This is a genomic window from Vescimonas fastidiosa, assembly GCF_018326305.1.
GTDB lineage: Bacteria > Bacillota > Clostridia > Oscillospirales > Oscillospiraceae > Vescimonas > Vescimonas fastidiosa.
In genome coordinates, this window is sequence record NZ_AP023417.1 from 35,386 (window position 1) to 59,795 (window position 24,410).

Consider the following 24,410-nt stretch of genomic DNA (forward strand, 5'->3'; position numbering starts at 1 on the left):
TAAATGTGAGTAAACCAAATGAATATGAAACCTATATCATCCCGCCCAATTTTATTGAGGGCGGGACTTTTTTCGGCGGACTGCTGAAGCTCCGCAATACAGCCGAGGCACTGGTTATCGTGTTGGCTATCGGCATACCAGTGTTTTCGGTGTCCGCACTGACACTGACTGCCAAGATCATCATTCTGTGCCTGACCGCACTGCCTCTTGGCATCGTCGCACTGGTTGGCATCAACGGCGAAAGCCTCTCGTCATTTATCTTTCTTGTTCTGAAATATCTCTGCAACCGCCGTGTTATTACACGCAATGAAGAGGAACAGGACAAGCGGGAAAAACGCAGGAAGCGAAAAGCTAAGAGCGGTGACGACGCGCCCAAGTACATCAATCCAGTGGCGGAATACCTGCCTGTGGAGAAGATCGAAAACGGCATCATCTACACACGGGATCACCGTTACCTGAAGATTGTCGAAGTTATACCTATCAACTTCCTGCTGCGCAGTGCCAGAGAGCAGCGAAACATCATCTATTCGTTTATTTCGTTTCTGAAGATCAGCCCGGTCAAAATGCAGATCAAGGTCATTGCCAAGCGTGCCGACCTGAACCGGCACAGAGAGATCGTGCAGCGGGAGATGGCGCGAGAAACCGATGAAAACTGTCGCCTGCTGCAGCGGGACTACCTGACGCTCATTGACCGGATCGGTGCACGGGAAGCCACCTCGCGCCGGTTCTTCATGGTATTTGAATATGAGGCATGGGCAGGCCGGAAACGGGATAACGAGGAAGCGGAGGCCATCGCCTCCCTGCAAACGGCAGCCCGCACCGCAGTCAATTATCTCAAGCAATGCGGCAATGAGGTGTTGATCCCGGAAAACGACGATGAGTTTATGATCGATACCCTCTACCATTTGCTGTGCCGCAACACCACTACATCGCTGCCGGATCGAGTTCGCCGGATCGTTGCCCAGTATCAGGAGAAAGGACTGGAATCTGAGATCGACGCCATTCCCTGTACAGAGTTTTTCGCCCCTGACAGCATCGACTTCACCAACGGGCGGCATATCTGTATTGACGGACTCTACTATGCCTATCTGCTGGTGCCCTCCACTGGCTATAAGGCGCAGGTGCCGGCCGGCTGGCTGTCCCTTATCGTTAACGCCGGGGATGGCATTGATCTGGATATGTTCATCAGCCGCCAGCCGAAAGCCCGCATGGTGCAGCGGCTGGGACAGCAGCTTCGTATCAATCGCAGTAAGATCAAGGACGCCAGCGATACAAACACAGACTTTGATGATCTGGATGGGGCCATTCGCAGCGGCTACTTCCTGAAGGAAGGGCTGGGCAACAACGAGGACTTTTATTACCTGAATCTGCTGATCGCAGTGACAGCTCCCACAGTGGATGAACTGGAATGGAAGGTCAATGAACTGAAAAAGCTGCTCGTGTCCCGTGATATGGACGTGTGCAGCTGCGCCTTTCATGAGGAGCAGGCGTTTCTATCGTCGCTGCCGCTGGTCAGCATGGAAAAGCACCTCTTTGAACGCTCCAAGCGCAATGCGCTGACCACCGGCGTGGCAAGCTGCTACCCCTTTACGTCCTACGAGCTGAGCGACGAAAACGGCATCCTGTTCGGCCTGAACAAGTACAACAACTCTCCGGTCATCATCGACATCTTTGATTCCAAGGTTTATAAAAACGCCAATATTGCCGTATGCGGCACCAGCGGCGCAGGAAAGACCTTCCTGATCCTGCTGATGGCACTCCGTATGCGGCGTAAGGGCATACAGGTTTTCATGCTGGCACCCTTGAAAGGTCATGAGTTCCACCGTGCCTGCGTCAATACAGGCGGCGAGTTTATCAGTATCTCCCCCGCCTCCAAAAGTTGCATCAACGTGCTGGAGATACGCAAGATAGACAAGTCCGTGGAGGAAACGCTGGATGGCCCCGGTATCGAACGCTCTGAGCTGGCAGCAAAAATTCAGCGGCTTCATATCTTCTTTGCCCTGCTGATCCCCGATATGTCCTATGAGGAAAAACAGCTTTTGGACGATGCCCTGATTCGTACCTACGCACGGAAAGGTATCACCCATGATAACACTTCTCTCAGTGATCCGAATAACCCCAACGTTTACCGCCAGATGCCTGTGCTGGGCGACCTCTACGACGTTCTGCGGGAGGAGAGCGATACCAAACGCCTTTCCAACATCATCAACCGCTTTGTACACGGCTCGGCCAGCACCTTCAACCAGCAGACCAATGTGAATCTGGATAACAAGTTCACGGTGCTGGACATCTCGGAACTCAGCGGCGATCTGCTGCCTATCGGCATGTTCGTAGCGCTGGATTTCGTGTGGGATAAAGCCAAAGCCAACCGCACGGAGGAAAAGGCCATCTTCATCGACGAATGCTGGCAGCTCATTGGCGGCGGCTCCGGCACCTTCGGCGTCGGCAACCGTCTTGCGGCCGAGATGGTGCTGGAGATCTTCAAGACCATCCGCGCCTATTCCGGCAGCGGCATTTGCGCGACGCAGGATCTGAACGACTTCTTCTCCCTGGACAACGGCAAGTACGGCAAGGGGATTATCAACAACTGCCGCACGAAAGTCATCTTGAATCTGGAGGACGAGGAAGCCCAGCGCGTTCAGCAGGTATTGCATCTCTCCGAAGCGGAGGTCATGGAGATCACCCACTTTGAGCGGGGCAATGGCCTGATCAGCAGCAATAACAACAATATCACAGTGGAAATCAAAGCCAGCCCACTGGAACGCGACCTTATTACCACAGACCGCCGCGAGTTGCTTGACCTGCTGCGCCGCATGAATCGACCGGAAGCCTAATACGGCGTTTATACGGAGATAACACGCATTACAAAATCAATACGCATATAATACGGAGTTAATACGCATTACGGAGGTGGTGCCGCCTATGAGAAACAGAGAGCAGATCTATGGACAGGAGGCCGCAGGGCTGCTGCGGAACATAACCGTCTATCACTGCATACGCCGTGACCAGCTTCTACGCCTGTATCCGGGCAAGGAGGGCGTGATTGAAAACCTGCTGCGCTATCTGGTCAAGCAGCAGCGGATATTTTATAACACTGACCGGGATTGCTACGGAGATGTCCCTGACTGCCGCGAGGACAGAGAACTGACAGCGGCACTATGGGTGCTGCTGGACTTTATCGAAAAGGTGGAGTATCACAGCCCCGACAATATGCCGGCAAAGCTGGTATTCTTCGCTGATGGAGAGGTATATGAGGTCGTCTATGTAGGCCCGGGTAAGGAAGCGTTGCTGCAGCACGCACTGGTCGCGGAAGATGATTCCGGGCGACGGCTCGTTATCATTGAGGAAGAAGACCAAATGCAGCACCTGCACATCCCTCATATCGCCGCCTACTGCATGGTGGATGACCAGGGCTGCGTACAGTACTTCAGGAAGGAGGAACCTTGTGGACAGAGCCACCCTCTCGCAGCGGATAGAGAGCATTTTGAATGAGATCACCCGCCTGTCCAACACGCTCTACGCTATGGACAACACGAATATCCAGCGGCATTCAGATAGCTATGAAATACTGTCCACAGAGGCCGCACTGCGGGGTGAGGTCATTGCCTGCCGGCTGCGGCACCTGATCTATGAGACGACCACCATCCGAAAAGCCGAGTATCTGACATCAGCTGGTGTCATGCAGGGCATCTCTGTTATAGAGAAAGATGGCATACTGGAAATCACGCTCCCCTGCCTACTGCCTAAGAAGAGCAAGAAGCATAGCTGCGAGTATCTGACAGACCCCATCTACTACACGCTTAGTAAGTATGCGCAGACACACACGCTGCCCAAGTTCCGGCACTGTGTTGTCTGCTTTTCTCATATCTACAGCCGCGAGCTGTCCCCCAACCGGGTGCGTGACTATGACAATCTGGAGCTCAAGCAGCTTTTGGATGCGATTGCCACCTTCGTTATGGAGGATGATACGGGTCTGCTGTGCGATGCCTATAACACGACGGATATCGGCGACAGTGACTGTACCCGCGTGTCGGTGATGGATAAGGAGCGTTTTCAGGGCTGGCTTTCGGACCGCGAGAATCGGCTCAGATCTATATCCGATTTATAGTGTTTCGACCGTATCAAAAACAGTACACATGACAATGGTACGGCAAAGCCTGTGTTTCTGGGCATTTTCACATGACCGGTGCGGGCGAAAAATACCGTGGTCATGGCAGTCTGGGTACTGCACACCAGAAGGAGGTGGTCAGTATGAGTACCCTACCACAGAAAGCTCCTGGTAGCCTATCACAAGCCTATCAGCTATTGGTGCTGGTCGCCCTTTCCGGTGAGCTGCCGGCCAGCCAACTGAGCAGACTCGCCGGTGGCAGCAGCTACAAAGAGAACGTGGTCAAGTCGCTGAAGCGTCAGCGGCTTTTGCTGTCCTACTACAAGAACGGACTGCGTGGATACCGGCTCACCGCCGCGGCGAAAAAGCTGCTGCTGGAACACAACCCGGAGAGGTTTTCTTTCTACCTGTCCGGAGCCTGCACCACCAACCACATCAGGAGTGAACCGGAGCAGAGGCTTCGACTCCACCGTGTCTCGCAGACATTGATCACCATGCGTAACGCCAACGCTAATATCTTCCGCGATGAAAAGCTAGGCGTATTCCGTCCCGGTGAAACAGCGATTGGTAGCATCTGCACACCTGCCTTCTACACCTCCCGTGAGATCAAGGAGATGGGGAGAACCTTTGTTAAAATCCGTGGTGCCCGGTCCGTGGGCGTTTTACTGACACCGCAGCATATCCACGTGGTTTACAACATGGGCAACGCGCTGATGAAATGGAGCTATAAAGCTGAGATGCGGACAAAGGCACTCATGCAGACGGTGCTGTGCCGTGAACGAATGCCGCACCAGTATCACCCGGATGCGGTGCGGGGTCTCCTGCTGGGTGATAGCATGGAACTGGCCTATGAGCTGCTGACTGATCAGGGTGGCAAAAACCATTTCGTTCTGGATGGCAGCTATGAGCAGTTCTGCTTCTTGACTAACGACCATCATGGAGAGGTGCTGCTGCGCCTCCTCTGTGATAAAGAACTAGACAATGACCTGCGCGAGCTGCTGCTCCTCGATCTGGAGCCCCGGCAGCTGAGTGAAACAGTGGAGAATGACGCCATGACGCCGGATGGTGCGCCGGTGCTGTTCGCCTATGACTGTGACCTGCCGCGGATCAGGCGGTTCGATACGGCACTGCGGCTTCAGGACCGCTATGGCATCCTGATCTGCTTCGACCATCAGGCCGAAGTGCTGCGCCGCTACTGCGGTAACAGGGCCGTTGTGCAGGCCATTGACTTTGATGCGTTTGAAAGGAGGTTTTTGCCGTAGAGAAAAAGAAACTGCGAAGTCTGCTGTTCTCGCTCCCGCTTTTTCTGGTGGGGCTGCTGTTTGGCGGCGGCTATCTATCGCAATTCGTCCGGAACTATCAGCAGTGGAAGGACGCGGGCGGAACGCCAGGCGACGGAAGCTCCCCGGCCGCGCCGGTGCTGTCCTTCTCCGCCTGCTGCGAAGCACTGTTCAGTAAGAGCGGGCTCATCGGCGTAGGGCTTTGCCTGTTGCTGCTGGGCCTGCTGATCGTCATGGTGATGCGCATGGGCTATTCCGATGTTGGGGAGTATGACGCGGAGCGCAACCTGACCTACTCCAACAAAGGCACCTACGGAACGGCTGGTTTCATGGAGAAAGCGGAGATGAAGGGCGTCCTTGATCTGGTGTCCGATATCCGCAAACACAGCGGCGTCATACTGGGCAAGCTGGACAATCAGGTGGTGTGTATTCCCGAGAACTCCCGGCTTAACGGCAATATCGCCGTGTTCGGCGCCAGCGGCTCCATGAAAACGCGAGCCTACTGCATCAATCGCATTTTGCAAAGCGCGTCCGAGACCCACAACGGCCACAAGGAGTCCTTGATCATCACCGACCCGAAATCGGAGCTTTACGAAAAGACCAGCGAATATCTGCGCAGCAAGGGCTACGTGGTAAAGGTGTTCAACCTGATCCAGCCGGAGAACTCTGATTCATGGAACTGCCTGGCGGAGATTGAGGGTGATGAGCTGATGGCGCAGATCTTCTGCGACATTATCATCAGGAATACCGGCAGCGAAAAGGGCGACCATTTCTGGAACGCCGCGGAGATGAACCTCCTGAAAGCGCTGGTACTGTATGTGGCGCTGGGTTATCCACCGGAGAGCCGGAACATCGGTGAGGTCTATAAGCTGCTGGTGCTGAACGCGGAGAATGAGCTGGACAACCGTTTTTCCATGCTGCCTGCCAGCCATCCTGCCAGAGCACCCTATGCGCTATTCAGCCAATCCTCAGATACGGTGCGCAGCGGCGTTATCATTGGGCTGGGCAGCCGCTTGCAGGTGTTTCAGAATCGGCCCATCTGCCAGATCACCAGCCATGATGAAATTGACATGGAGCTGCCGGGCAAGCAGCCCTGTGCCTATTTCTGCATCACATCCGATCAGGACAGTACCTTTGATTTTCTCACGTCCCTGTTTCTGTCCTTCGCGTTTATCAAGCTGATCCGTTACGCGGATAAAAACTGTGCCGACCGCAGGCTGCCAGTCCCCGTTCATGTGCTGGGCGAAGAGTTGACAGCCTGCGGCGTTATTCCAGACTTGAGCCGGAAGATCAGTGTGATCCGCTCGCGGGGCGTCAGCATGAGCTGCGTGTTTCAGAATCTGGCGGGCTTGCAGAACCGGTATCCCTACAACCAATGGCAGGAGATATTGGGCTGCTGCGACTATCAGCTTGCACTGGGCTGCACCGATGAGCTGACTGCCAAATTCCTCAGTGACCGCACCGGGGAGGTCAGCGTCCATGTCTCCAGCAAGGCCAAGCAGTTGGGTACATGGCGTATCAGCAACTACACGCCGGAGTTCCGCGAAACCAGCGGCGTGGGCAAGCGCAAGCTACTGACTATGGATGAGGTGCTGCGCCTGCCGGTAAACCGCGCGCTGGTCATCGCACGCGGCAACAAGGTGCTGCAGGTAGATAAGTACGACTATACCAATCACTACGAGGCAAAGAAACTGCGGGACTGCAAGGCCTCCGCCCATATCCCGGAATGGCGTAAAAGCCCTGTGTTTTCGCCCGCACCGAAACAAACAGAGCAGCCTATTAAGTCAAAGAAGGTGCCGAACAGGCGCAGTGAGTTTGTAAAAACCGATAAGGATTCCATCATGTCAACCAAAATGTGAGCTAAGGAGGAAAGTAATATGCCGAGAAAGAAAACAGAAGAACTTGCCGTGATGCCGGAAGCACCGGCACTTCCCGTCGTCCCCGAGGAAGCGGCAGAACAGCCGGTGACAGAAGAGTGTTTGCCGGAAACCGCAGCCGATCCTGTTGTGGAGGATACTGTACCTACAGAGAGTGTTCTCGCTGAGCCTGCGGAAGTGGTGACTGTGCCGGAGGATCCCCAGCCCTCTGAAAAGCCGAAGCGCACTGTCCGCAAACGAACCGCTGCAAAAAAGACGGTAGAGGTGGAGAAGCAGGCTACGCCGCCTACTGAGGATGCTGCCGCCTCTGCTGAACCTGCCCCTGCCGCTGTCCAACAGAGAGATATTTTGACTTTGGATGCCCGGGGCGAAGCGGAAACGCAGGCGCAGATGGAGGACATTATCTGGCACGAGATCCACAATGCCTACCGCACCCGGCGCATGCTCTCCGGTATGCTGAGCGGCATTGAAAGAACGGAGGCGGGGAAAACCATTGCCATTGTGGACTACAAGGGATTCCGCATTGTGATCCCCTTGAAGGAGATGGTGCTGGACTTCCCGGCAGATATGTACGGTGCTGACTATAATGAGATGATCCTTCGACACCAGAAGATCCTCAATAAGATGCTGGGCGCAGAGGTGGATCTTATGGTCAAGGGCATCGACGCCAAAAGCCGAACCGTTGTTGCCAGCCGAAAGGATGCCATGCTGAAGAAGCAGCAGATCTACTATTTCGGTAAGGACAGTGACGGACAGTATCGTATCTATGACGGACGCGTGGTAGAAGCCCGTGTGATCGCCGTGGCGGAGCAGGTCGTCCGGGTCGAAGTGTTTGGCGTGGAGACATCAATTCTGGCTCGCGACCTTTCGTGGGACTGGATCGGCGATGCTCATGACCGCTATGCTGTGGGCGACAAGACTCTGGTACGCGTGCTGGAGATTGACCGCACAGAGCCGGAGCGTATCAGAATTAAAGCCGACATCAAAAGCGTATCCGGCAACAGCAAGAATGACAATCTCCAGAAATGCCGTATTCAGGGCAAATATGCCGGGAAGGTCACCCATATCCATAAGGGCGTTGTGTATATCCGCCTTAGCAACGGGGCCAATGCCATAGCACATTCCTGCTATGATCGGCGCAGACCCGGACGAAAGGATGATGTCAGCTTTGCCGTTACCCACCTGGATGAGGAACATGGCGTTGCGCTGGGGATTATCACCCGAATTATCAAGCAGCATGTCTGATCTGACACGGTATCGGCAGGGTATGGCAATGGATTGGCACTGTTTTGCGATTTCGCCGTAAATCACCATGTGCTATACTTGGTACAGTCAAAATTGTAAAGACCGCCGGGTGGTAACTCGGCGGTCTTTCGCATACAGGAAGAGGGTGTTTTATATGTGGTAGGCAGAGCAGCGTTTCGCGCCCGAGCGGCAAATGCAATCACTGCAAAACCCAAACGACAGTACATAGTGTTGAAAAAGGCGAGGCTCCAGTCGTAAATATCTTCAAAGCACATTAAACAGTGCTGCGATATTTACGTAAAGGAGAGAACGCCCATGAGGAGAAAAAGAATGCGTTTAGTTTCACTAATTTCGAGTGCCGTGTGTCTGTTAGGCTGCGCAGTCCAGCCGGCACCGGTCTCGGATTCGTCTGAGTCCAACACCAAGGTCTCTGCCTATGCAGCAAGTCAGGCCGAGCAGAACGAAGAGGAGCGCACGGTGGCCGAATCTCTGCTGCCGCAAACAGAAGATGGAGGCGATGCATCCGAGAGTAGCGTCGCTCCTGAGCGGGCGGGTGCGGAGAATACGGATAAAGCCGCGAAAAAACAGCCTGTACCCGCTGAAACGGCACCGCCCGCTGCACCGAAAGAGCCGGCAATACCCGCGCCTGCACCGGAGGATAAACCTACTCCCACACCCACACCGGCACCTACACAGAAACCGGCAGAGAAACAGGGGGAGCAACCTGCGCCTAAGCCCGAACCTGCCCCTACGCCTAAGCCTGCCGCCAGCGGGAACATCTACTCTATTGCGGAGGCTATCCGGGCGGGTAACGAGTATGCAAGAGCGCAGTGCGGCGTGACCATTGACACCGGTCTGACTGCGGAGAACACCAGCTACTTCCCCGGCACGGCAGACAGCGTGGCGTGGCTGGCGGCCAACGGCGGGCAGGAGGCACTAAACCGCGCGGTACGGGGCAATGTGGACGCCACCTTCCAGTATTTGGCAGCCATGGACAGTGCGGATGCCGTCAGAGCCTATGCACGGTTCAACTGCACCGTGCGCTATAGCGCAGCATCGGACGAGTACATCGTGGTGGTGCTGTACGGATAAAATCGAATACCCAACAGAAGGCCGACAGCGTGAGCTGCCGGCTTTTGCGTCGGGAGAAAGGACATTATGAAGAAAACCATTCCCAAGCCGCTAACGCTGGTGTGCCTGCTGGCGGTGCTCATGGGGCTGTCCGCTGTGACAGCTCACGCTGAAACCATCTCCGGCACCATCTCGGGCGGCAGAAATTATCACTACTATGAGGACAAATCCAATGTGCCCCAGTGGGGTCCATTCATCAGCACGAAGCTGAAATACTTTACAAGGAGTGATACCGGCAAGACGGTGCCTGCCTACTGTATGGAGCCTGCCGCAGCCTCCTCGGGGTCTGCCTTGGGCTACTCATCCGTGTCCTGGAGTGCTCTGAGCTGGAATCAACGTTATGCGGTGACCTTGGCACTGGCCTACGGCCACGGCGGCAGCTATACATTTGATATGAATCCCGATTATGCGCAGTTGGCGACCCAAGCCATTATCTGGGAATTTGTCTGCGGCTACCGCAGCCCCACCTACCCCTACACGCTGCACGACATCACCTGCAATCGGATGTTCCGCTATGTGGACGCAGGCGTGGGACAAGCCTACGACACCATCATTGACCGCATGATGCAGCACGGTAAGCTCCCCAGCTTTGCGGTGCGGTACCGAAACCAGTTGAGCGAAAGCAATGCCATCGAGCTGGACTGGGACGGCAGCCGGTACACAGGAACGGTCACCGACACCAACGGCGTGCTGTCGCAGTATTCCTTTGGCTGCAACATCGGCGGCGTGACAATCCGCCAGGAAGGCAACGCATTGACAGTGACCGCCACCAAGGAGGCCGCCGAAAAGCTGGACGGCTATGTCAGCAGCGAAAAAGGCTATTCCCTGGATGTGGACGGCACGGAGGCCGTGCTGCTGGAGCCAAGCAACGGCAGCAACTTCCAGTCGTGTGCCGCACTGACCACCCTGCCCGATCCCGTGTGGGCGTATATCCAGTTCAAAGTCAACAAGGTGGGCAGCATTTCCGTTCGTAAGGTAGATGCCGCAGGCGAGGCTCTCGCCGGGGTGGAATTTCTGCTGGAAACCTCTGCGGACGGACAGCCATGGACAGAAGTCTGCAGTGTCAACACCGGTGCAGATGGACTTGCCCAGTGGGAAAATCTCAAGACCGGCGTACAGTATCGCATTACCGAGGCGAAAACGCCCGTCGGATATACCCTGCTGCCTGAGCCGGTGGAGGTGGGCACGCTGACGGCGGATGCAGCGGACATCACCATCACCCTCTGCAACAATGCAGGATTTGAGCTGCCATTCACAGGCGGCACGGGATTCACAACATATTTCCTGCTTGCGGCACTCATGCTCTGCATGGGTGTTTATTTTTGCAAAAAATCTAATATCAGGAAGGAGAACAACTGAACATGAAAAAGAACCATCGCATAGTATCGCTGCTGCTGGCGACACTTATGGCCATCGGCCTCATGACCACGGCATTTGCCGCAGAGCCTACCATCAACACCGGCAAGAGAGCGTCCCTGAACATCTACAAGTACGATATCACCACGGCCAGCGCGGACGGCGCGTGGGACGCAGAATCCTATGTCAGCACCGGCCTGCATGACGACGCCGTCATCGACAAGCTGGCAAAATATGCCGTGCAGGGCGTGGAATTCACCTATTTGAGAGTGGCGGGCATCGCCATGAACAATGAGCTGGTGAATGGTCGGCGCCGGGTAGGTGTGCTGTACGGCTTTGACGGCGCGGACGCGGTGCTGCCCGCCATCGGCGTGACCGCCGCGGATGCCTACAAGAGCGAAAACGGAAAAAACTACTACACCAGCGATGTGCTGAATGGCAAGCTGGCCGCTGCGCTGGCTGCCAATGCCACCACGGTGAAAAATGCGCTGGAAGCTGCGGTCAAGAACGGCACGGCCATGACCGAGACGGACGCTGCCGGTCACACCTCTGCGGAAAACCTTGGGCAGGGCCTGTACCTCGTTGTCGAAACCAGAGTACCGGAGAATGTCACCTCTACCTGCAACCCTTTCTTCGTGTCCTTGCCCATGACCACCGTGGACGGCACAGGCTGGAACTATGATGTGACTGTCTATCCCAAAAACCAGACCGGCAACCCCACGCTGGAGAAAACCGTGCGCGAGAGCAAAAATTCCACCGGCAAGAACAGCGGCAGTCTGACAGACATTGGGGACGGTTACGCCCACACCGCCACCGCCTCAGTGGGTGATGTGGTCGACTATCAGATCATCAGCACCCTGCCCACTATTACCTCCAAGGCGACCAGCCTGAGTGAGTATACTTACGTCGATACCATGTCCAAGGGCATCCGTTACAATAAGCAGGATGTAGTCATCGAGTTCTTCAAGGACGCTGGCTGCACCGATAAGATCACCACTTGGGCGGAGGATTCCGGCAAATTCACCGTGACCTATGACGATACTGCCAACACCATGACCATCCGCATGACCGAGGCCGGTCTGACCGAGATCAACGAAGCGGCTACCGTTTACACCGACAGCGTGAAGCGGGGCTATTCCGACTGCACCATGCGCATCACCTACGCCGCCACTCTGACTGCCGACGCCCAGATGGGCGACAAGGACAACCCCAACGATGTCGTGCTGACTTGGAAGCGCACCAACGCCACTTATTTTGACACGCTGGAGGACTGCTGCCATGTCTACACCTACGGCATCGACGTTCTCAAGCAGTTCAGCGACAACGGCGGCAAGGTGCAGAACGTGAAGTTCCTGCTGCACAACGATACCGACGATGTGTATGTGATTGCTGAGCAGAAGAACGGCGTGTATTACGCCAAGGGCTTCGCCGCCAAGAAGTCAGATGCCACCACTTTCGTTCCCAACGCGCAGGGTCATGTGATGGTCAATGGCTTGGAGGACGACACCTATTCTCTGACCGAAATTGCCACCGACAAGGGCTATGTGCTGCTGAGGGACGCGGTCAAGATCGTTATCAAGACCGCTGAGAATGGGCAGTGTGAGAAGTGCGGCGCAAAGCTGCTGACCGCCTCTGCTACCGTCAACGGCAAGGACGTTACCATGACCGACGGCAACGCCATTGTGCCTCTGACCGTGGTCAATAACCCCGGCTTCAATCTGCCCAAGACAGGCGGCTACGGCACGTGGATGTTCACCATCGGCGGCGTGGCGCTGCTGGGCGCGGCGGCGTTTATCGTGATCCGCAGCCGCAAGCATAAGAACGAGCAGTGAAACGCTGGCTACTGACGGCGGCTTGCGGCGTTGCGGCGCTGGGCCTGATGCTTTACCCATTGGTGGGAGAACTTCTGAGTGAAAAGTATCATTCGGATGTGAAAACCGTCTACACCGCAGCCATAGAAGGCACCGACAAAACCGAACTGACTGCACAGCGGGAAGCCGCAGAGCAGTACAACGCCATGCTGTCCGACACGGCGACCATTACAGAGGGAGGGGCTTCCGCCCCTCCCTTGGCGTATGAAGAACAACTCACGGTGGGCGGCGTCATGGCCTATGTGGACATTCCCAAAATCAAAGTGTATCTGCCGGTGCAGCACGGTACGGAGGCAGACACGCTTGAAAAGTCGGTCGGCCATGTGGTCGGCACGTCTCTGCCGGTAGGCGGTAGCAGTACCCACGCGGTACTGTCGGCGCACAGTGGGCTGGCGAGTTCCAAGCTATTTTCGGACATCGACCAGCTTACAGGGGGCGATGTGTTCTACATCCATGTGCTGGGTGACACTTTGGCCTATAAAGTAGACAGCATCAACACAGTCTTGCCCGCAGACACGAGCCTGCTGCAAATTGAGGATGGCAAGGACTTGGTTACACTGGTGACGTGTACGCCGTTTGCCATCAACACCCACCGACTTTTAGTTCGTGGGCACCGCGTTCCTTATACCCCCGAACAGGAAGCATCTGCCGCCGCAGAAAAACCAGCCGCGTCCTCGTGGACGCGGCACTACCTTACCGGTCTGGGCATCGGTCTTGGCACGGTAGTTGTTGCAGGCGGCGGATACTTCCTGATGAGGAGGAAACGCCATGCGTAAGACATACCTCTTGCTGGCGGTACTGTTGTTGGCCGTGGCGGGCATCTGCGTCATGCTGTGGCCGGCGTTCACAGGACATAGGCTGCAAGCCGACACAGACGCCGCCGTGCAGAGCTTCCTCAAAGAACGAAATCCGGAGCAGCAATATCCCGAACTGCTGGCGGCTCTACAAGAGTATAACCGCCAGCTTTACGCAGAAAAGCAGTGCAACCTCACCGACCTTGAAGCCTGTGAGGAGCCCGCCGCCGACTTGACTGCCTACGGCATCGAGGACGAGGTAATAGGCGTCTTGGAAATTCCCACCATGGAACTGACCATGCCGGTCTACTTGGGTGCATCCGATGAACACCTTGCCGCAGGCGCGGCGGTGCTGGGCAACACGTCCGCGCCCATCGGTGGGGATAACACCAACTGCGTCATTGCCGGTCACCGTGGCTGGCGCGGCGCGGACTACTTTCGGCATATAGACCGCTTACAGGTTGGAGACACCGTGCAGCTGACGAATCTATGGGAAACGCTGACCTATACCGTAACGGACATTCAGATTATCCAGCCCCACGAGGTGGACAAGATCAAGATACAGCAAGACCGCGACCTGCTGACGCTGTTGACCTGCCATCCTTACGCCAGCGGTGGGCGGGAGAGGTATGTGGTGTACTGCGAAAAACTGCCCACCATGAGCCAATCACGGTGAGCAGTTTTATTTTGAGAGGATTCAGACAAGCGTGTCATCCAGCAGGAAGTCAATGACGCCAATATTGAGAATGCCGCCCTCATCATACCAACGCTTACGGATGTCATGACGGACAATGATCTTCGGGAAGGAATCACCGGTCAGCGCGAAAGGCTTATTCTCGGTGATCGCCTTTTCCGCTGTTCCCAATGCGTAGGCAGACTGGATATAGGTCTTCTTGCCGCCGGAGGTTGCAATGAAGTCGATTTCCCGCGCGACCGGCACGACCTTTCCTTTGGTATTTTTCTCGTTGCCGTAGACAATGCCGATGTCAACGGCGCATTCACGGATCATCAACTCATTGAAAATGATGTTCTCCATGATGTGCGTCATTTCCTGCTGGCGGAAGCCGATACGGGCATTTCTCAGTCCAATGTCCTCACAGTAGTATTTGTTGGGATAGTCAAAATAGCTCTTGCCCTTCACATCCCAGCGCTTGCATTCGGTAAAGAGGAAGGAATCCGATAAGTGATCCATATAGGCTTTCACGGTGTTCAAGGCAACGACATTTTCACCGCTACGCTTCTGCACTGTGTTGATGGCGGCAGCAACCTTCGTTGGGTTGGTCAGAGAGCCAATAGACGAACACAGCAGATCAAGAATCGCGGACAGCACATCCTCACGCTTGATCTTCTTCCGCTCTACAATGTCCTTCAGATAGACCTCAGAAAACAGCGATTTCAGATAAGCCATTTTCGCGGCATCCGTGGGACGGGACAGGATCAGCGGCATACCGCCGTAGAAAGCAAAATCGTCAAAAGCGTCCTGCTTATCGCCGCCAACAGCCGAGTAGTATTCGGCAAAGGAAAGCGGATGCACACGGATCTCATCGCTGCGCCCCCGGAACTCGGTCAGTATATCAGAGGACAGCATTTTGGAGTTGCTTCCGGTCACATAAATGTCTAAGTTGGGCAAGGACTTCAAATCGTTGAGCGCGTCGTAGAAGGTAATCTTCTTTCCGTCCGGATTATAGGGATTCGGAACTTCGTCGGACATCTGAATCTCGTCTACAAAGAGATAATATTGGTCTGTACTGTGTTCTACGATCTCCCGGACATGAGCCGCAAGCTCCAACGGATTGCGATAGCGAATATCACGGGTCAAGTCCAACTCAAAGGACAGAATATGATCTTCGGCAACACCCTCACTGAGAAGGTAGCTCTTGAACAGATTGCGAAGCAGATAGGACTTGCCGCATCTGCGGATGCCGGTAATCACCTTCACCTGACCATCCCACATAAAGGAGATGATTTTCTTCAAATAGCGATCTCGTTTTATTTCCATAGCCCAACCTCCATTGAAAACTTGCTGGTATTATCATGCTACATTTCAATGGATAGTATACGGCACCGTGAGATAAAAATCAATAGCTCTGATGAAATGTTTGCAGATAAACCCGGTAACATTTCAGCGGGCGGCAATTCAAACCCCCGATCCTGTGAGGTAAAGAAGCCTGAAAGTTGACAAGAACTGCGACGCGGCTGACCTGCCACCCCCACGCCGGCGGCGGGCGGCAGCGGTTTGTGGTCTACTGTGAACGAACTGAAAATTAAGGAGAAATGCACAATGAAAAAAGCAATTTGTATCATTTTAGCTGCGGCAGCTGCCGTGGCAATTATCGTTTCCAGACGCCTCCGACCCCGTGGCCGCAGAGAAATTTGAAAATTTTTTCAAAAAGTGGCGCACTTTTGATTTCGTTTTACGGATAATGATAGTAGAGGGAATTTTATGGACAAGCGTTTTTACCGATTTTTACAGGCAACCTGCTGTAACTGGCACAACAGCTTCTTCGTTGATTGCCACCGTTGTGACGGATGCTCCGGTTTTCTCCTGTCTGTAAATCACAATGCCGTGCCGTCAATCATCCCTGTGGCGGTATTCGAGGAACTGTCCGGTGAGACCGTGGATAAATATGATTGCATCGGCATTATGACGCTGGAGGGATTCCAACGCTTCTACACCAGCTGGCTTGTCTGGAACGTAGAAGACCCGAAACGGTGCAGTTTATCCCAATTGTGGGAGAGCTGCCAACAATGAACGCACACAAGCCGAAAGAAGGAGGTGAACATTCTGAAAAGAGTCAATATCCATTGCCCCAACTGCGGAGCTAAGGCTACCTTGCATCCTGCCAGCTTTGTATATGGCAACAGTCGTAGTGCAGGAAGCTATCTGTATGTTTGTGATCGCTATCCCGCCTGCAACAGCTATGTGGCTGCCCATCGCACCACACGGCAGCCCATGGGCTCTCTGGCTGACGGGGAGCTTCGGCATAAGCGTATCCAGGCACACCGGGCATTTGACCGCCTGTGGCGTTCCGGCTTGATGACCAAGAAAGAGGCGTATCAATGGATGCAGACAGAGTTCGGTCTGCACGAGGAACAGGCGCATATCGCACAATTCGGCGCGTACATGTGTGATCGGTTGATCTGCGCCTGCGAGAAGTTTCGTATCCACAGCGCAGAGGCTGCATAGAGAGCACGCCTAAAGCCACAGAGAAAGAGAGGTGAATCTGACGATGAAGAATAAGGATATTGCCCTTACTGATGCCCAGCGCAGTATGGTAGAGGCGAATATGGACGTGGTACGCTGGGCCATCCGTACCAGCATTCAGGTCAATGAGCAGCGCTATGGTTTCGGCTATGACGATTTGTTTCAAGAGGGCTGCATTTGGCTTTGCAAGGCCGCAGTGACGTATGACCCGGACGGCGGCGCCAGCTTTTCTACCTATGCTCAGAGGGTCGTTGAGAACGGTCTGCGTACCTATTGCCGGCTGCAGCACAGCAGGGAGCTGCGCAGCTTTCCTGTATCGGAGATCTTTGACACGGAGGCTGACGGTCACCGTGCCATGGCCACCGGCATCTGCAGTCTTCAGGAGCAGTTGGCTGAGGTAGATGCGTTATCGCTTCTGGAAAGCGCGAAGCAGCAATACAACGGTGTCGCACGGCTGGGTATCGAGGCGATGCAGCTGAAATTTATCGGCCTGAGCAATACGGACATTGCTGCCTATTATGGGATCAAGGCCAACTATTTGGGCGCGGCCGTACATAGAGCCGCTGAGCGGCTGAGGAACAATGCGGAGTTTTTGAATAGCCTTGAATATGAGCCGATGAAGAAAAGCTCCAAGGCTTCGTGAAAAATGTGAGGTGAAATTCATGCAGAAATACTATACGGCCGTCGGCCGATTCGAGCGCAAAGGCCGCATGGGCGATATGACCTGCCCTATGGTCATCATCAACAACCGGGAATATGCATTGGACATCCAGGAGATGATCCTTTGGGCTGCGCTGAACTGGCAGATCATGGACGCCGGATCCCTTGAGGATGCTTATTCTGCCAAGCTGAAAGCCAGCGGCATCAGACCCCAGCGCAGTATCTCCGACTGTATGCGCCGACTGATGCAGCGCGGACTGGTGGTGGAGGGCTGCGGCGAAACCGATGAGGATACACTGTATGCTCTGTTGTCAGGGCTTTACGTGGTGCCAATCTCGGACAGTCTGCTGCTGCGGCTGATCTCGTTTATCAAGCTGACGGTTTTCGGCCATGTCCCTTTTGCGGTTACCAGGAAGCTGTTTCGCAAGGAGCGGCGCAGCGCAAACGAACGGCGGGTTTATCGTCTGTCCCGTCAGGCACTCTTATCCACGGCAGAACTGATCAAGTGTGTGGAGTATGACATCCATACGATCCACTCTGATTCGCAGCTGATGGACGCCCTGTATGCAGACGATACCACCACCAGCGACAATATCGCGGATATGGTCAGGCCCTTCGTCTGCTGCCGCCCCGTGCTGCAGGCTGTGGCAAACCTCTATCTGCGCCGTCAGATCATCTTTGAGAGGCTGTCATGATGGACAAGCTCAGGACAGCACCGCTGCCTCTGAGAAGAAAGCTGCTCCTCACCGCGTTGGCAGGGGCGGCTTTCTTCCTTGTAGGGCTGGCAGCCATTTTCTTTTCCCTCGATACCGTTACAGCTCTGCTCAGCGGCATCCTCGCCATAGGACTTGCTTTTAAAACGGCAGAACTCTACCGCCTAATTATCACCGGGCACTACACGGACATTGATGGCATCTGCATTGCCATCACACAGACGCCGCTCCGCAAGTACCGCAATGTCCGGATCATAGACAGTCAGGAGCGTGAAAGGACGCTTGTACTGCCTAGGCAGGACAAGATAGAGGTTGGCCGCCGATATCGTTTCTATTTCAAATCCTCTGCACATAAATCTCCTGCACAGGTACAGACTGGCAGCAGCTTCATAGACGAATCTCTCCCGACCGATGGCTTTCTTGGGCTTGAGGCGGCGTCGGATTATAGTAATATTGACACGGTGCGTTGATTATAGTGTAATTCGAATCAAGGAATCTCCTTCGGCAGATCCTTGACTCCGATGCATATAGGAGTGACTATGAGCAGATTACATCCGCACTCCTTTTTGAAGACGTGTCATATTCCACCGCAATCACTGCGCTGCAGCACATCATTGATTCGCGTGCGTTTCAATAAATATCTATATATAGAATTACGACTCTTGACAATCGCAATATATAGTGCTACAATACACTTGTAATTGTTCTTTGTGCATCGCCTATTCAGGGTTTCCGAATACCTTTCGGATCGCACACGTTTGTTAAGATTGTAATTTAGTGCCGACATGACAGCTTTGGCTTATTGCTGATGCTGTATGCCGGCACTTTTTATTATAGATATTTAAGCCGTAAGGCAGAAAGGAGTGTAATGGCAAACATATCCGTCGTTGGCCGTATTGTATCGGATGATATTGAACTGAAGATCAGCGCCAATAATCGGCCCTATCTACGGTTCGACCTTGCGGAGCGTACCGGTAAGGGGGCTTACGCAAGAACGCAGTATTATCAGGTCGTTGCCTTTGGGGCTATTGCCTCACAGTTCGCCAAAAGAGGCTTGTGCCGCGGCGCGCTGATCAGTGTGGAAGGCACGCTGGAGCTGGAGGACTATCTGAAACGGGATGGTTGGACGCGGGATAAGCGTCTGAAGGTCATCGCGCTGCGATGGCGTTATCTCCAGCCCTATGACACGAAAGTGCCTGAACAGGTACCGGAGATCGACGGAGAACGAGAACCCTTGCCCGGATAGGATGCCGGGCATAAGAGGAGCTGTCATGTATCAAAAGGATGCGTGGCAGCTCCTCTTTTTTGTTTTCATCACGAAAAGGAAAGGATGTGCAAAGCATGAATAAGAAGAAGTCCATCTGGTCTGGCGTATCTGTCCTTATCGCAGCCGTTCTGGCCATCGTTGCGTTTGTACGCAGCGACACACAGATCTGGCTTCTGACAGCTGCATTTACCATTTGGGCGATTTGGGTCACGGCCGCATTCGTATTCCCTTATATACAGGAACAGGAAAACGAAAAGCGGCGCGCCGCCCGCAGAGCAGCCTATGACGCACAGCGCCAGAGTCTTCGCGCACTGTCTGTGGAAGAGGAGGATGGCTTCGGCCCACTGCTGCTCCGCCATGTTAACCACCGGATATCAGCATATTTGAAAGCAGTGTATCCGGATGCCACATGGGAGTGGCGCAGCCCAGAGCCGGAGAAACTGATCCTTCACGGCGGTACAGGCCGTATCACCATCTCTGGTATTCCCGACTATGATCAGGCGGAGGTGACCTTTGACCAAAAGGCCAACTTCTCCTGCTCACTGCTGAAGGTCACACCTGTGGTACAGAGTGCGGCAGAGAACGGCACCTCCGAGAAGCTGCCTGCTCCGCCCCGTGAGATCGATCCGCAGGTCTGGTTCGAGCAGCAGGGACGCAAGGTTCTGGATGATCTGATCTACGACCTCAACTCCCGTGGCTATAGCAGCCTTGTCATCAAGGACAACGGTGACATCTGCATCCGTCAGGGTGACGTAGAGAAAGCGCAGACCTCATTCAAAAGCCTGCCGGAGAAGCATTACTGGCCCCGGCTCCTGAAGGTGTTCGAGCGTGAGGGCATCGCCGCCAGCATGACGGATGATGCCATCGCGCTGAACTGGTAAGGAGGGTGCTGCCATGAAAACAGGCTTAACCCTGGAGCAGCTTGCCGCGGAGATCACCCGGCAGCAGAGTGCCAAAGAGGATTATGTGGTCAATACCGGCAATCTTCGGCTGGAAAGCTATGGACCCGAGCTGACACTTCGCGTGCTGGACAGTGACGGTGCAGACCGTATCGAACCGCTGGAGATCGGCGATATCGCCCACCGGCAGATTGGTACGCACCTGAGCATCCCTGCCAAGTACTATGAGCGAATGCGCAGCGAAGACCCCGGACTACTGGCACACAATGTCAACACATGGCTGGAGCGGACACCTGCCCAACGCATGATCCGTGTGCTGGACGGTAAGGCACGCGCCTACCTCAGCAATCGTTATCTGCGTATGGACAACTACAGTATCGCCTCAGCGGTGCTGCCCATCCTGGCGGAGATCCCCGATGTGCGCATCGAGAGCTGTCAGATCACCGACTCCCGCATGTATATCAAGGCGGTCAATCCCCGTTTACAGGAGGATGTGACGCCGGGTGACACAGTGCAGGCCGGCGTGGTCATCAGCAACAGCGAGGTGGGCTTAGGCTCTGTCAACATCCAGCCTCTGATCTACCGATTGGTATGCAGCAACGGTATGGTGGTCAACGACGCCGCCACAAAGCGCAACCATATTGGCCGGGCAACGGATGCGGAGGAGAACTTCCAGCTCTATTCCGAAAAGACGCTGGCTGCAGACGATCACGCTTTTCTGCTGAAGGTGCAGGACACTGTCCGTGCCGCCGCAGAGGAAGCGCGGTTCGCTCAGGTGGTGGGCATGATGCGGGAGGCTGCGGCCATCCCCATGAACACCGCAGATGTACCCGGCGTTGTGAAGCTGGCCAGCAGACAGTTCGGCCTTACGGACTCGGAGGGTGAGGGCATCCTGCAACATCTGATCGAAGGCCATGACCTGAGCCTGTACGGTCTTTCCAATGCGGTAACACGGTACAGTCAAGACGTAAGCAGCTATGACCGCGCCTCGGATCTGGAGATCATCGGCTACAACATTCTGGCAATGCCCAGAAGTGTGTGGTCGCGGCTGAATCAGGTATCCGCGGCGTAATGTGAAAAAACAAAAAAGATAAAATGGAGGATCAAAAAATGAGTTATCCTGAAACTACTACGATGGCAACTGCCAGTGCATTCAACCTTCCCACCATGGCCGGCCTTGATTTCGGCAACGATGATCTTGCCGACGATATGGAGGGCTTGACGCTCTCATTCCCCAAGGTCAAGATCCCGTCCGGCGGCGCACTGCAATTCGAGCTGCCTACCGGCGACCCGGAGAATCCGGAGTATACCCGGTTTCTGCAGGGCGTTATCCTGTATCACCATGCCAGTGGCGCGTATTGGCCCGAGGGCTGCGAATACGATGATAACACCGCCCCTCTGTGCTCCACCGTGGACGGAAAGCAGGGCTACGGTACACCCGGCGGCGCCTGCGCTGCCTGTGAGCTGAACCGTTATGGGACGGCAACAGACGGAAGGGGGAAGGCCTGCAAGAATATGCGTATTCTGTATCTTCTGCAGGACGGTGACTATATCCCGCTGCAGCTCTCTCTGCCGCCTACCAGCCTGCGACCGTTCAATGATTTCATGAATGCCGCATTTGTGGCCCGGCGCCGTCCGGCATGGAGCAGCGTGGTGCAGATCGGCTTGAAGCGCGTGGACAACGGCAACAACACCTACAGCGTGGCGACCTTCCGTAAAGTGGAAGATCTCCAGCCTGAACAGGTGGGCGAGTTCCGCGCCTTTGTAGAGTCGTTCCGCCAGCAGGCGAAGGAGATGCTGAAGAACCGTGCGGAGCTGTCTGCCGCCCGTGAGGGTGAGGAGGACCAGTATGCCACCGCAAACACCGAGTATGCTGTTGCCGACAGCGGCCAGCATTTCTGCATTTCCGGTGCGGATGTGATCGATGGCGAGCGTGAGGAGCTTCCCCACTAAATGAACCTATCAGACCTTATAAGGATCTGAAACATGTGAAGAGCCGCAGTCTGTGTAAAACACAGGCTGCGGCTCCCGGCATATAGGAGGAACTGTAATGAATGAAAATACCCCCATGACCCCGGCGCAGCAGTTATTTGCGGAGGAGCATCACAATCTGGTCTATGCTTTTCTCAATGAGAAGAAGCTGCCGGAGGATGAGTATTACGATGTGGTGGTCTTTGGCTACTTGCAGGCAGTCATGGACTATACCACGCAGGGTGAGTCCAGCCGTTTCAGCTTCGCCACCATTGCATGGCGCAAGATGGAGAGCCGCCTGGCAGACCACTTCCGCCATCAGGCATCTACCAAGCGTGCAGCACCGACGGTCAGCCTCAATGCTGTTATGGACGATGCCGGCCTGTCTCTGTCCGATATGCTCTCCGCAACGGATGAGAGCTTTCTGGAGATGGAGACCGGCCTGCTGTTCCACGATCTGGGCCGGCATATGCCCCGCCGTGATATGAACGTACTGCGACTCAAGGCAGATGGCTACGGTACGCGGGAGATCGCACAGAGGGAGAATACCACCGTGCACATGGTGCGGAGTATTCTCAAGTGTGCCTATTAGATCATTCGCAAGCTGTTTTTCGATTCGGATAATGATCGCGCTTTTCACGACCACACAGGTCGAAGGAAGGAGAAAGAAAATGAATAAGAAGCAGGTCATTCTTACCGGCCGGTTGGCCGCACCGCTCTGCGAGGGCAGCCGTGCATGGATACGCCATCATAGCGGTCTGGTCTGCACCTCACGGGTCGTCCGTATCCAATCTCTCACTGACAGAAAGGCCGTTTTTGAGACCATGAACTCCATGTATCATGTGTCCTTGGAAACGTACCCTTTTGTGATGGAGCTGCCGGAAGCGATGTGCGCATAGTATGACGAATGGTATAGGAGGGCGGCAAACGCCGTCCTCCTATATCCCCATCTCCCAGTATAATGGGATCGAAGGAAGCTAACATACCGATTTATGCGACAGTAAAGTCCGGTGCAAATCTATGCATCTTCCCCCGATACCAAACGAGTTAATCGAAGCAGCACAATAAGAATAAATGCGGAGAAGCACCGCTGAATTGTTTGACGACAGTTCAGCGGTGCTTTTGTTTTTGTAGGAGGACTTTTAATTATGGGATTACTCGATAAATTGGAGCAAGTTGAGATCAAGGCGGATTCTCGCCTGCCGGAGGATGACCTGATGTTCTGCGAAACCCAGCAACAGGCGTATGATGAATCCTGCCGTGCGCTCCGTGAAATACGCCAACAGTGGAAAAAAGCGATTCAGGCGCAAAGAGACCTGCTCGGCATTGGGCAGGATGGGTCGCTGCCCTACTTTGGGAGCAATTACCGGTTCGGGATAACGGATCTGAACCGAGAACTGGAGAAGTTCCACAGTAGGTTCATCTCTGAGCTCACACAGCATTTCAATGAGAAATATAGCGTAACGATCTCAACGGATGCCATCAAAGAGCATCTGATCCCCGCAGAGCCAGACCCGTATAGGTGCGATATGGATACGAGCAAGGAGTATCATCGCAATCTGCGGGCTCTTTCGCTGCACTATGAAGATGTGGTTGACCAGATGTTCATACAACTGGATGGACTCAGTTTTGTAGAACGCGCTTATCAGGAGCTACGCATTAAATGCTATAAAGCGGCGCATAGCTACAACGACAAGCCCAGCTACGACAGTAAAGGGGATACGCTTCGCTTTGGCGGATACTTTTGCACCTGTGATGAAAATTGGGGTCGTGAAGACTGGAGCCTTGCAGACCGCATGAAGGATGTCCTTGCCGGCGTGGCGCACTTTGAAACCAATACCTTTGGGTGCAAGCCTGCGGGATTCTCCGAGCTACTCGGTTATTCCGATGTGTCCACCTCAGTGTTTCAGTTCCCAGACTGCCAGAAGCTCATACAACTGCGCATGTTCAAAAATGGGCGCGTGGATCTGAAGTTTAAGACGGCGTCTATTGCAAAGGAGTTTGCCGAAACGTATCTTGACTATTCATGCTGA

The 24,410-nt window shown here is 54.5% G+C and carries 24 protein-coding genes; 23 read left to right on the forward strand and 1 reads right to left on the reverse strand.

Annotation, left to right across the window (positions count from 1 at the left end; all coding sequences use genetic code 11):
- Positions 1-5: 5 nt before the first annotated feature.
- The 11 genes from KI236_RS11590 to KI236_RS11640 all read left to right on the forward strand — a co-directional run bounded on the left by KI236_RS11590 (position 6) and on the right by KI236_RS11640 (position 14,338).
- Positions 6-2,834 carry a VirB4 family type IV secretion system protein gene (locus tag KI236_RS11590; RefSeq protein WP_212822118.1) on the forward strand — a complete coding sequence of 943 codons (2,829 nt, stop codon included), beginning with the start codon at positions 6-8 and terminating at the stop codon, positions 2,832-2,834.
- Between the two features lie 88 nt (positions 2,835-2,922).
- The gene (locus KI236_RS11595; RefSeq protein ID WP_212822119.1) at positions 2,923-3,492 is read left to right on the forward strand and encodes a DUF5697 family protein; all 570 of its coding nucleotides are present in this window, start codon (positions 2,923-2,925) and stop codon (positions 3,490-3,492) included.
- Positions 3,446-4,108 (forward strand): DUF6100 family protein, encoded by a 663-nt coding sequence (locus KI236_RS11600; RefSeq protein ID WP_212822120.1) that lies wholly within the window; start codon positions 3,446-3,448, stop codon positions 4,106-4,108. The genes KI236_RS11595 and KI236_RS11600 overlap by 47 nt, the downstream gene beginning before the upstream one ends.
- A 143-nt stretch (positions 4,109-4,251) precedes the next feature.
- Positions 4,252-5,370: a hypothetical protein gene (locus KI236_RS11605; protein ID WP_212822121.1), complete on the forward strand. Its 1,119-nt coding sequence runs from the start codon at positions 4,252-4,254 to the stop codon at positions 5,368-5,370.
- An 11-nt stretch (positions 5,371-5,381) separates the two neighbouring features.
- Complete coding sequence (locus KI236_RS11610; protein ID WP_408059071.1) at positions 5,382-7,247, forward strand: VirD4-like conjugal transfer protein, CD1115 family; 1,866 nt, start codon at positions 5,382-5,384, stop codon at positions 7,245-7,247.
- A gap of 18 nt (positions 7,248-7,265) precedes the next feature.
- On the forward strand, positions 7,266-8,510 hold the full coding sequence (locus KI236_RS11615) for a S1 RNA-binding domain-containing protein (protein ID WP_212822127.1): 1,245 nt from the start codon (positions 7,266-7,268) through the stop codon (positions 8,508-8,510).
- Between the two features lie 330 nt (positions 8,511-8,840).
- Positions 8,841-9,602 carry a hypothetical protein gene (locus KI236_RS11620; RefSeq protein WP_212822128.1) on the forward strand — a complete coding sequence of 254 codons (762 nt, stop codon included), beginning with the start codon at positions 8,841-8,843 and terminating at the stop codon, positions 9,600-9,602.
- A 66-nt stretch (positions 9,603-9,668) separates the two neighbouring features.
- On the forward strand, positions 9,669-11,000 hold the full coding sequence (locus tag KI236_RS11625) for a SpaA isopeptide-forming pilin-related protein (protein WP_212822129.1): 1,332 nt from the start codon (positions 9,669-9,671) through the stop codon (positions 10,998-11,000).
- Positions 11,001-11,002: 2 nt separating this feature from the next.
- Positions 11,003-12,829 carry a SpaH/EbpB family LPXTG-anchored major pilin gene (locus tag KI236_RS11630; RefSeq protein ID WP_212822130.1) on the forward strand — a complete coding sequence of 609 codons (1,827 nt, stop codon included), beginning with the start codon at positions 11,003-11,005 and terminating at the stop codon, positions 12,827-12,829.
- Positions 12,826-13,644 (forward strand): class C sortase, encoded by an 819-nt coding sequence (locus KI236_RS11635; protein WP_228738167.1) that lies wholly within the window; start codon positions 12,826-12,828, stop codon positions 13,642-13,644. Before KI236_RS11630 ends, KI236_RS11635 begins: the two co-directional genes overlap by 4 nt.
- Positions 13,637-14,338, forward strand: a complete 702-nt coding sequence (locus KI236_RS11640) for a class C sortase (RefSeq protein WP_212822132.1) — start codon at positions 13,637-13,639, stop codon at positions 14,336-14,338. Before KI236_RS11635 ends, KI236_RS11640 begins: the two co-directional genes overlap by 8 nt.
- 21 nt (positions 14,339-14,359) lie before the next feature.
- Here the strand turns inward: KI236_RS11640 and KI236_RS11645 are convergent, their stop codons facing one another.
- Positions 14,360-15,661: an ATP-binding protein gene (locus KI236_RS11645; RefSeq protein WP_212822134.1), complete on the reverse strand. Its 1,302-nt coding sequence runs from the start codon at positions 15,659-15,661 to the stop codon at positions 14,360-14,362.
- 444 nt (positions 15,662-16,105) lie between these two features.
- Here KI236_RS11645 and KI236_RS11650 point away from each other — a divergent pair, with 444 nt between their 5' ends.
- From KI236_RS11650 to KI236_RS11705, 12 genes are all read left to right on the forward strand, one after another.
- Positions 16,106-16,414 carry a hypothetical protein gene (locus KI236_RS11650; protein ID WP_212822136.1) on the forward strand — a complete coding sequence of 103 codons (309 nt, stop codon included), beginning with the start codon at positions 16,106-16,108 and terminating at the stop codon, positions 16,412-16,414.
- A gap of 24 nt (positions 16,415-16,438) precedes the next feature.
- Positions 16,439-16,849, forward strand: a complete 411-nt coding sequence (locus tag KI236_RS11655; RefSeq protein WP_228738169.1) for a zinc-finger-containing protein — start codon at positions 16,439-16,441, stop codon at positions 16,847-16,849.
- A 43-nt stretch (positions 16,850-16,892) separates the two neighbouring features.
- A complete protein-coding gene (locus KI236_RS11660) occupies positions 16,893-17,510 on the forward strand; it encodes a sigma-70 family RNA polymerase sigma factor (RefSeq protein WP_212822138.1) in 618 nt (205 codons plus the stop codon).
- 19 nt (positions 17,511-17,529) lie between these two features.
- Positions 17,530-18,222, forward strand: coding sequence for a hypothetical protein (locus tag KI236_RS11665; protein ID WP_212822139.1), 693 nt, complete (start codon positions 17,530-17,532; stop codon positions 18,220-18,222).
- Positions 18,219-18,710: a hypothetical protein gene (locus KI236_RS11670; RefSeq protein WP_212822140.1), complete on the forward strand. Its 492-nt coding sequence runs from the start codon at positions 18,219-18,221 to the stop codon at positions 18,708-18,710. Before KI236_RS11665 ends, KI236_RS11670 begins: the two co-directional genes overlap by 4 nt.
- A gap of 398 nt (positions 18,711-19,108) precedes the next feature.
- Complete coding sequence (locus KI236_RS11675) at positions 19,109-19,486, forward strand: single-stranded DNA-binding protein (RefSeq protein ID WP_212822141.1); 378 nt, start codon at positions 19,109-19,111, stop codon at positions 19,484-19,486.
- A 95-nt stretch (positions 19,487-19,581) separates the two neighbouring features.
- Positions 19,582-20,388, forward strand: coding sequence for a hypothetical protein (locus KI236_RS11680; RefSeq protein ID WP_212822142.1), 807 nt, complete (start codon positions 19,582-19,584; stop codon positions 20,386-20,388).
- Between the two features lie 13 nt (positions 20,389-20,401).
- Positions 20,402-21,478: a DUF932 domain-containing protein gene (locus KI236_RS11685; protein WP_212822143.1), complete on the forward strand. Its 1,077-nt coding sequence runs from the start codon at positions 20,402-20,404 to the stop codon at positions 21,476-21,478.
- Between the two features lie 38 nt (positions 21,479-21,516).
- Entirely contained in the window at positions 21,517-22,359 is an 843-nt protein-coding gene (locus KI236_RS11690; RefSeq protein WP_228738171.1) for a hypothetical protein, read from the forward strand.
- Positions 22,360-22,456: 97 nt separating this feature from the next.
- Complete coding sequence (locus KI236_RS11695) at positions 22,457-22,969, forward strand: ECF-type sigma factor (RefSeq protein WP_212822145.1); 513 nt, start codon at positions 22,457-22,459, stop codon at positions 22,967-22,969.
- A 79-nt stretch (positions 22,970-23,048) separates the two neighbouring features.
- The gene (locus KI236_RS11700; RefSeq protein ID WP_212822147.1) at positions 23,049-23,276 is read left to right on the forward strand and encodes a hypothetical protein; all 228 of its coding nucleotides are present in this window, start codon (positions 23,049-23,051) and stop codon (positions 23,274-23,276) included.
- A 249-nt stretch (positions 23,277-23,525) separates the two neighbouring features.
- Positions 23,526-24,410: a hypothetical protein gene (locus KI236_RS11705; RefSeq protein WP_212822149.1), complete on the forward strand. Its 885-nt coding sequence runs from the start codon at positions 23,526-23,528 to the stop codon at positions 24,408-24,410.

Coding starts and splice junctions, on each gene's coding strand:
- KI236_RS11595 (WP_212822119.1), top strand. CDS start 2,923: ATGAGAAACAGAGAGCAGATCTATGGACAGGAGGCCGCAGGGCTGCTG.
- KI236_RS11605 (WP_212822121.1), top strand. CDS start 4,252: ATGAGTACCCTACCACAGAAAGCTCCTGGTAGCCTATCACAAGCCTAT.
- KI236_RS11615 (WP_212822127.1), top strand. CDS start 7,266: ATGCCGAGAAAGAAAACAGAAGAACTTGCCGTGATGCCGGAAGCACCG.
- KI236_RS11620 (WP_212822128.1), top strand. CDS start 8,841: ATGCGTTTAGTTTCACTAATTTCGAGTGCCGTGTGTCTGTTAGGCTGC.
- KI236_RS11625 (WP_212822129.1), top strand. CDS start 9,669: ATGAAGAAAACCATTCCCAAGCCGCTAACGCTGGTGTGCCTGCTGGCG.
- KI236_RS11630 (WP_212822130.1), top strand. CDS start 11,003: ATGAAAAAGAACCATCGCATAGTATCGCTGCTGCTGGCGACACTTATG.
- KI236_RS11640 (WP_212822132.1), top strand. CDS start 13,637: ATGCGTAAGACATACCTCTTGCTGGCGGTACTGTTGTTGGCCGTGGCG.
- KI236_RS11645 (WP_212822134.1), bottom strand. CDS start 15,661: ATGGAAATAAAACGAGATCGCTATTTGAAGAAAATCATCTCCTTTATG.
- KI236_RS11650 (WP_212822136.1), top strand. CDS start 16,106: ATGGACAAGCGTTTTTACCGATTTTTACAGGCAACCTGCTGTAACTGG.
- KI236_RS11660 (WP_212822138.1), top strand. CDS start 16,893: ATGAAGAATAAGGATATTGCCCTTACTGATGCCCAGCGCAGTATGGTA.
- KI236_RS11665 (WP_212822139.1), top strand. CDS start 17,530: ATGCAGAAATACTATACGGCCGTCGGCCGATTCGAGCGCAAAGGCCGC.
- KI236_RS11670 (WP_212822140.1), top strand. CDS start 18,219: ATGATGGACAAGCTCAGGACAGCACCGCTGCCTCTGAGAAGAAAGCTG.
- KI236_RS11675 (WP_212822141.1), top strand. CDS start 19,109: ATGGCAAACATATCCGTCGTTGGCCGTATTGTATCGGATGATATTGAA.
- KI236_RS11680 (WP_212822142.1), top strand. CDS start 19,582: ATGAATAAGAAGAAGTCCATCTGGTCTGGCGTATCTGTCCTTATCGCA.
- KI236_RS11685 (WP_212822143.1), top strand. CDS start 20,402: ATGAAAACAGGCTTAACCCTGGAGCAGCTTGCCGCGGAGATCACCCGG.
- KI236_RS11690 (WP_228738171.1), top strand. CDS start 21,517: ATGAGTTATCCTGAAACTACTACGATGGCAACTGCCAGTGCATTCAAC.
- KI236_RS11695 (WP_212822145.1), top strand. CDS start 22,457: ATGAATGAAAATACCCCCATGACCCCGGCGCAGCAGTTATTTGCGGAG.
- KI236_RS11700 (WP_212822147.1), top strand. CDS start 23,049: ATGAATAAGAAGCAGGTCATTCTTACCGGCCGGTTGGCCGCACCGCTC.
- KI236_RS11705 (WP_212822149.1), top strand. CDS start 23,526: ATGGGATTACTCGATAAATTGGAGCAAGTTGAGATCAAGGCGGATTCT.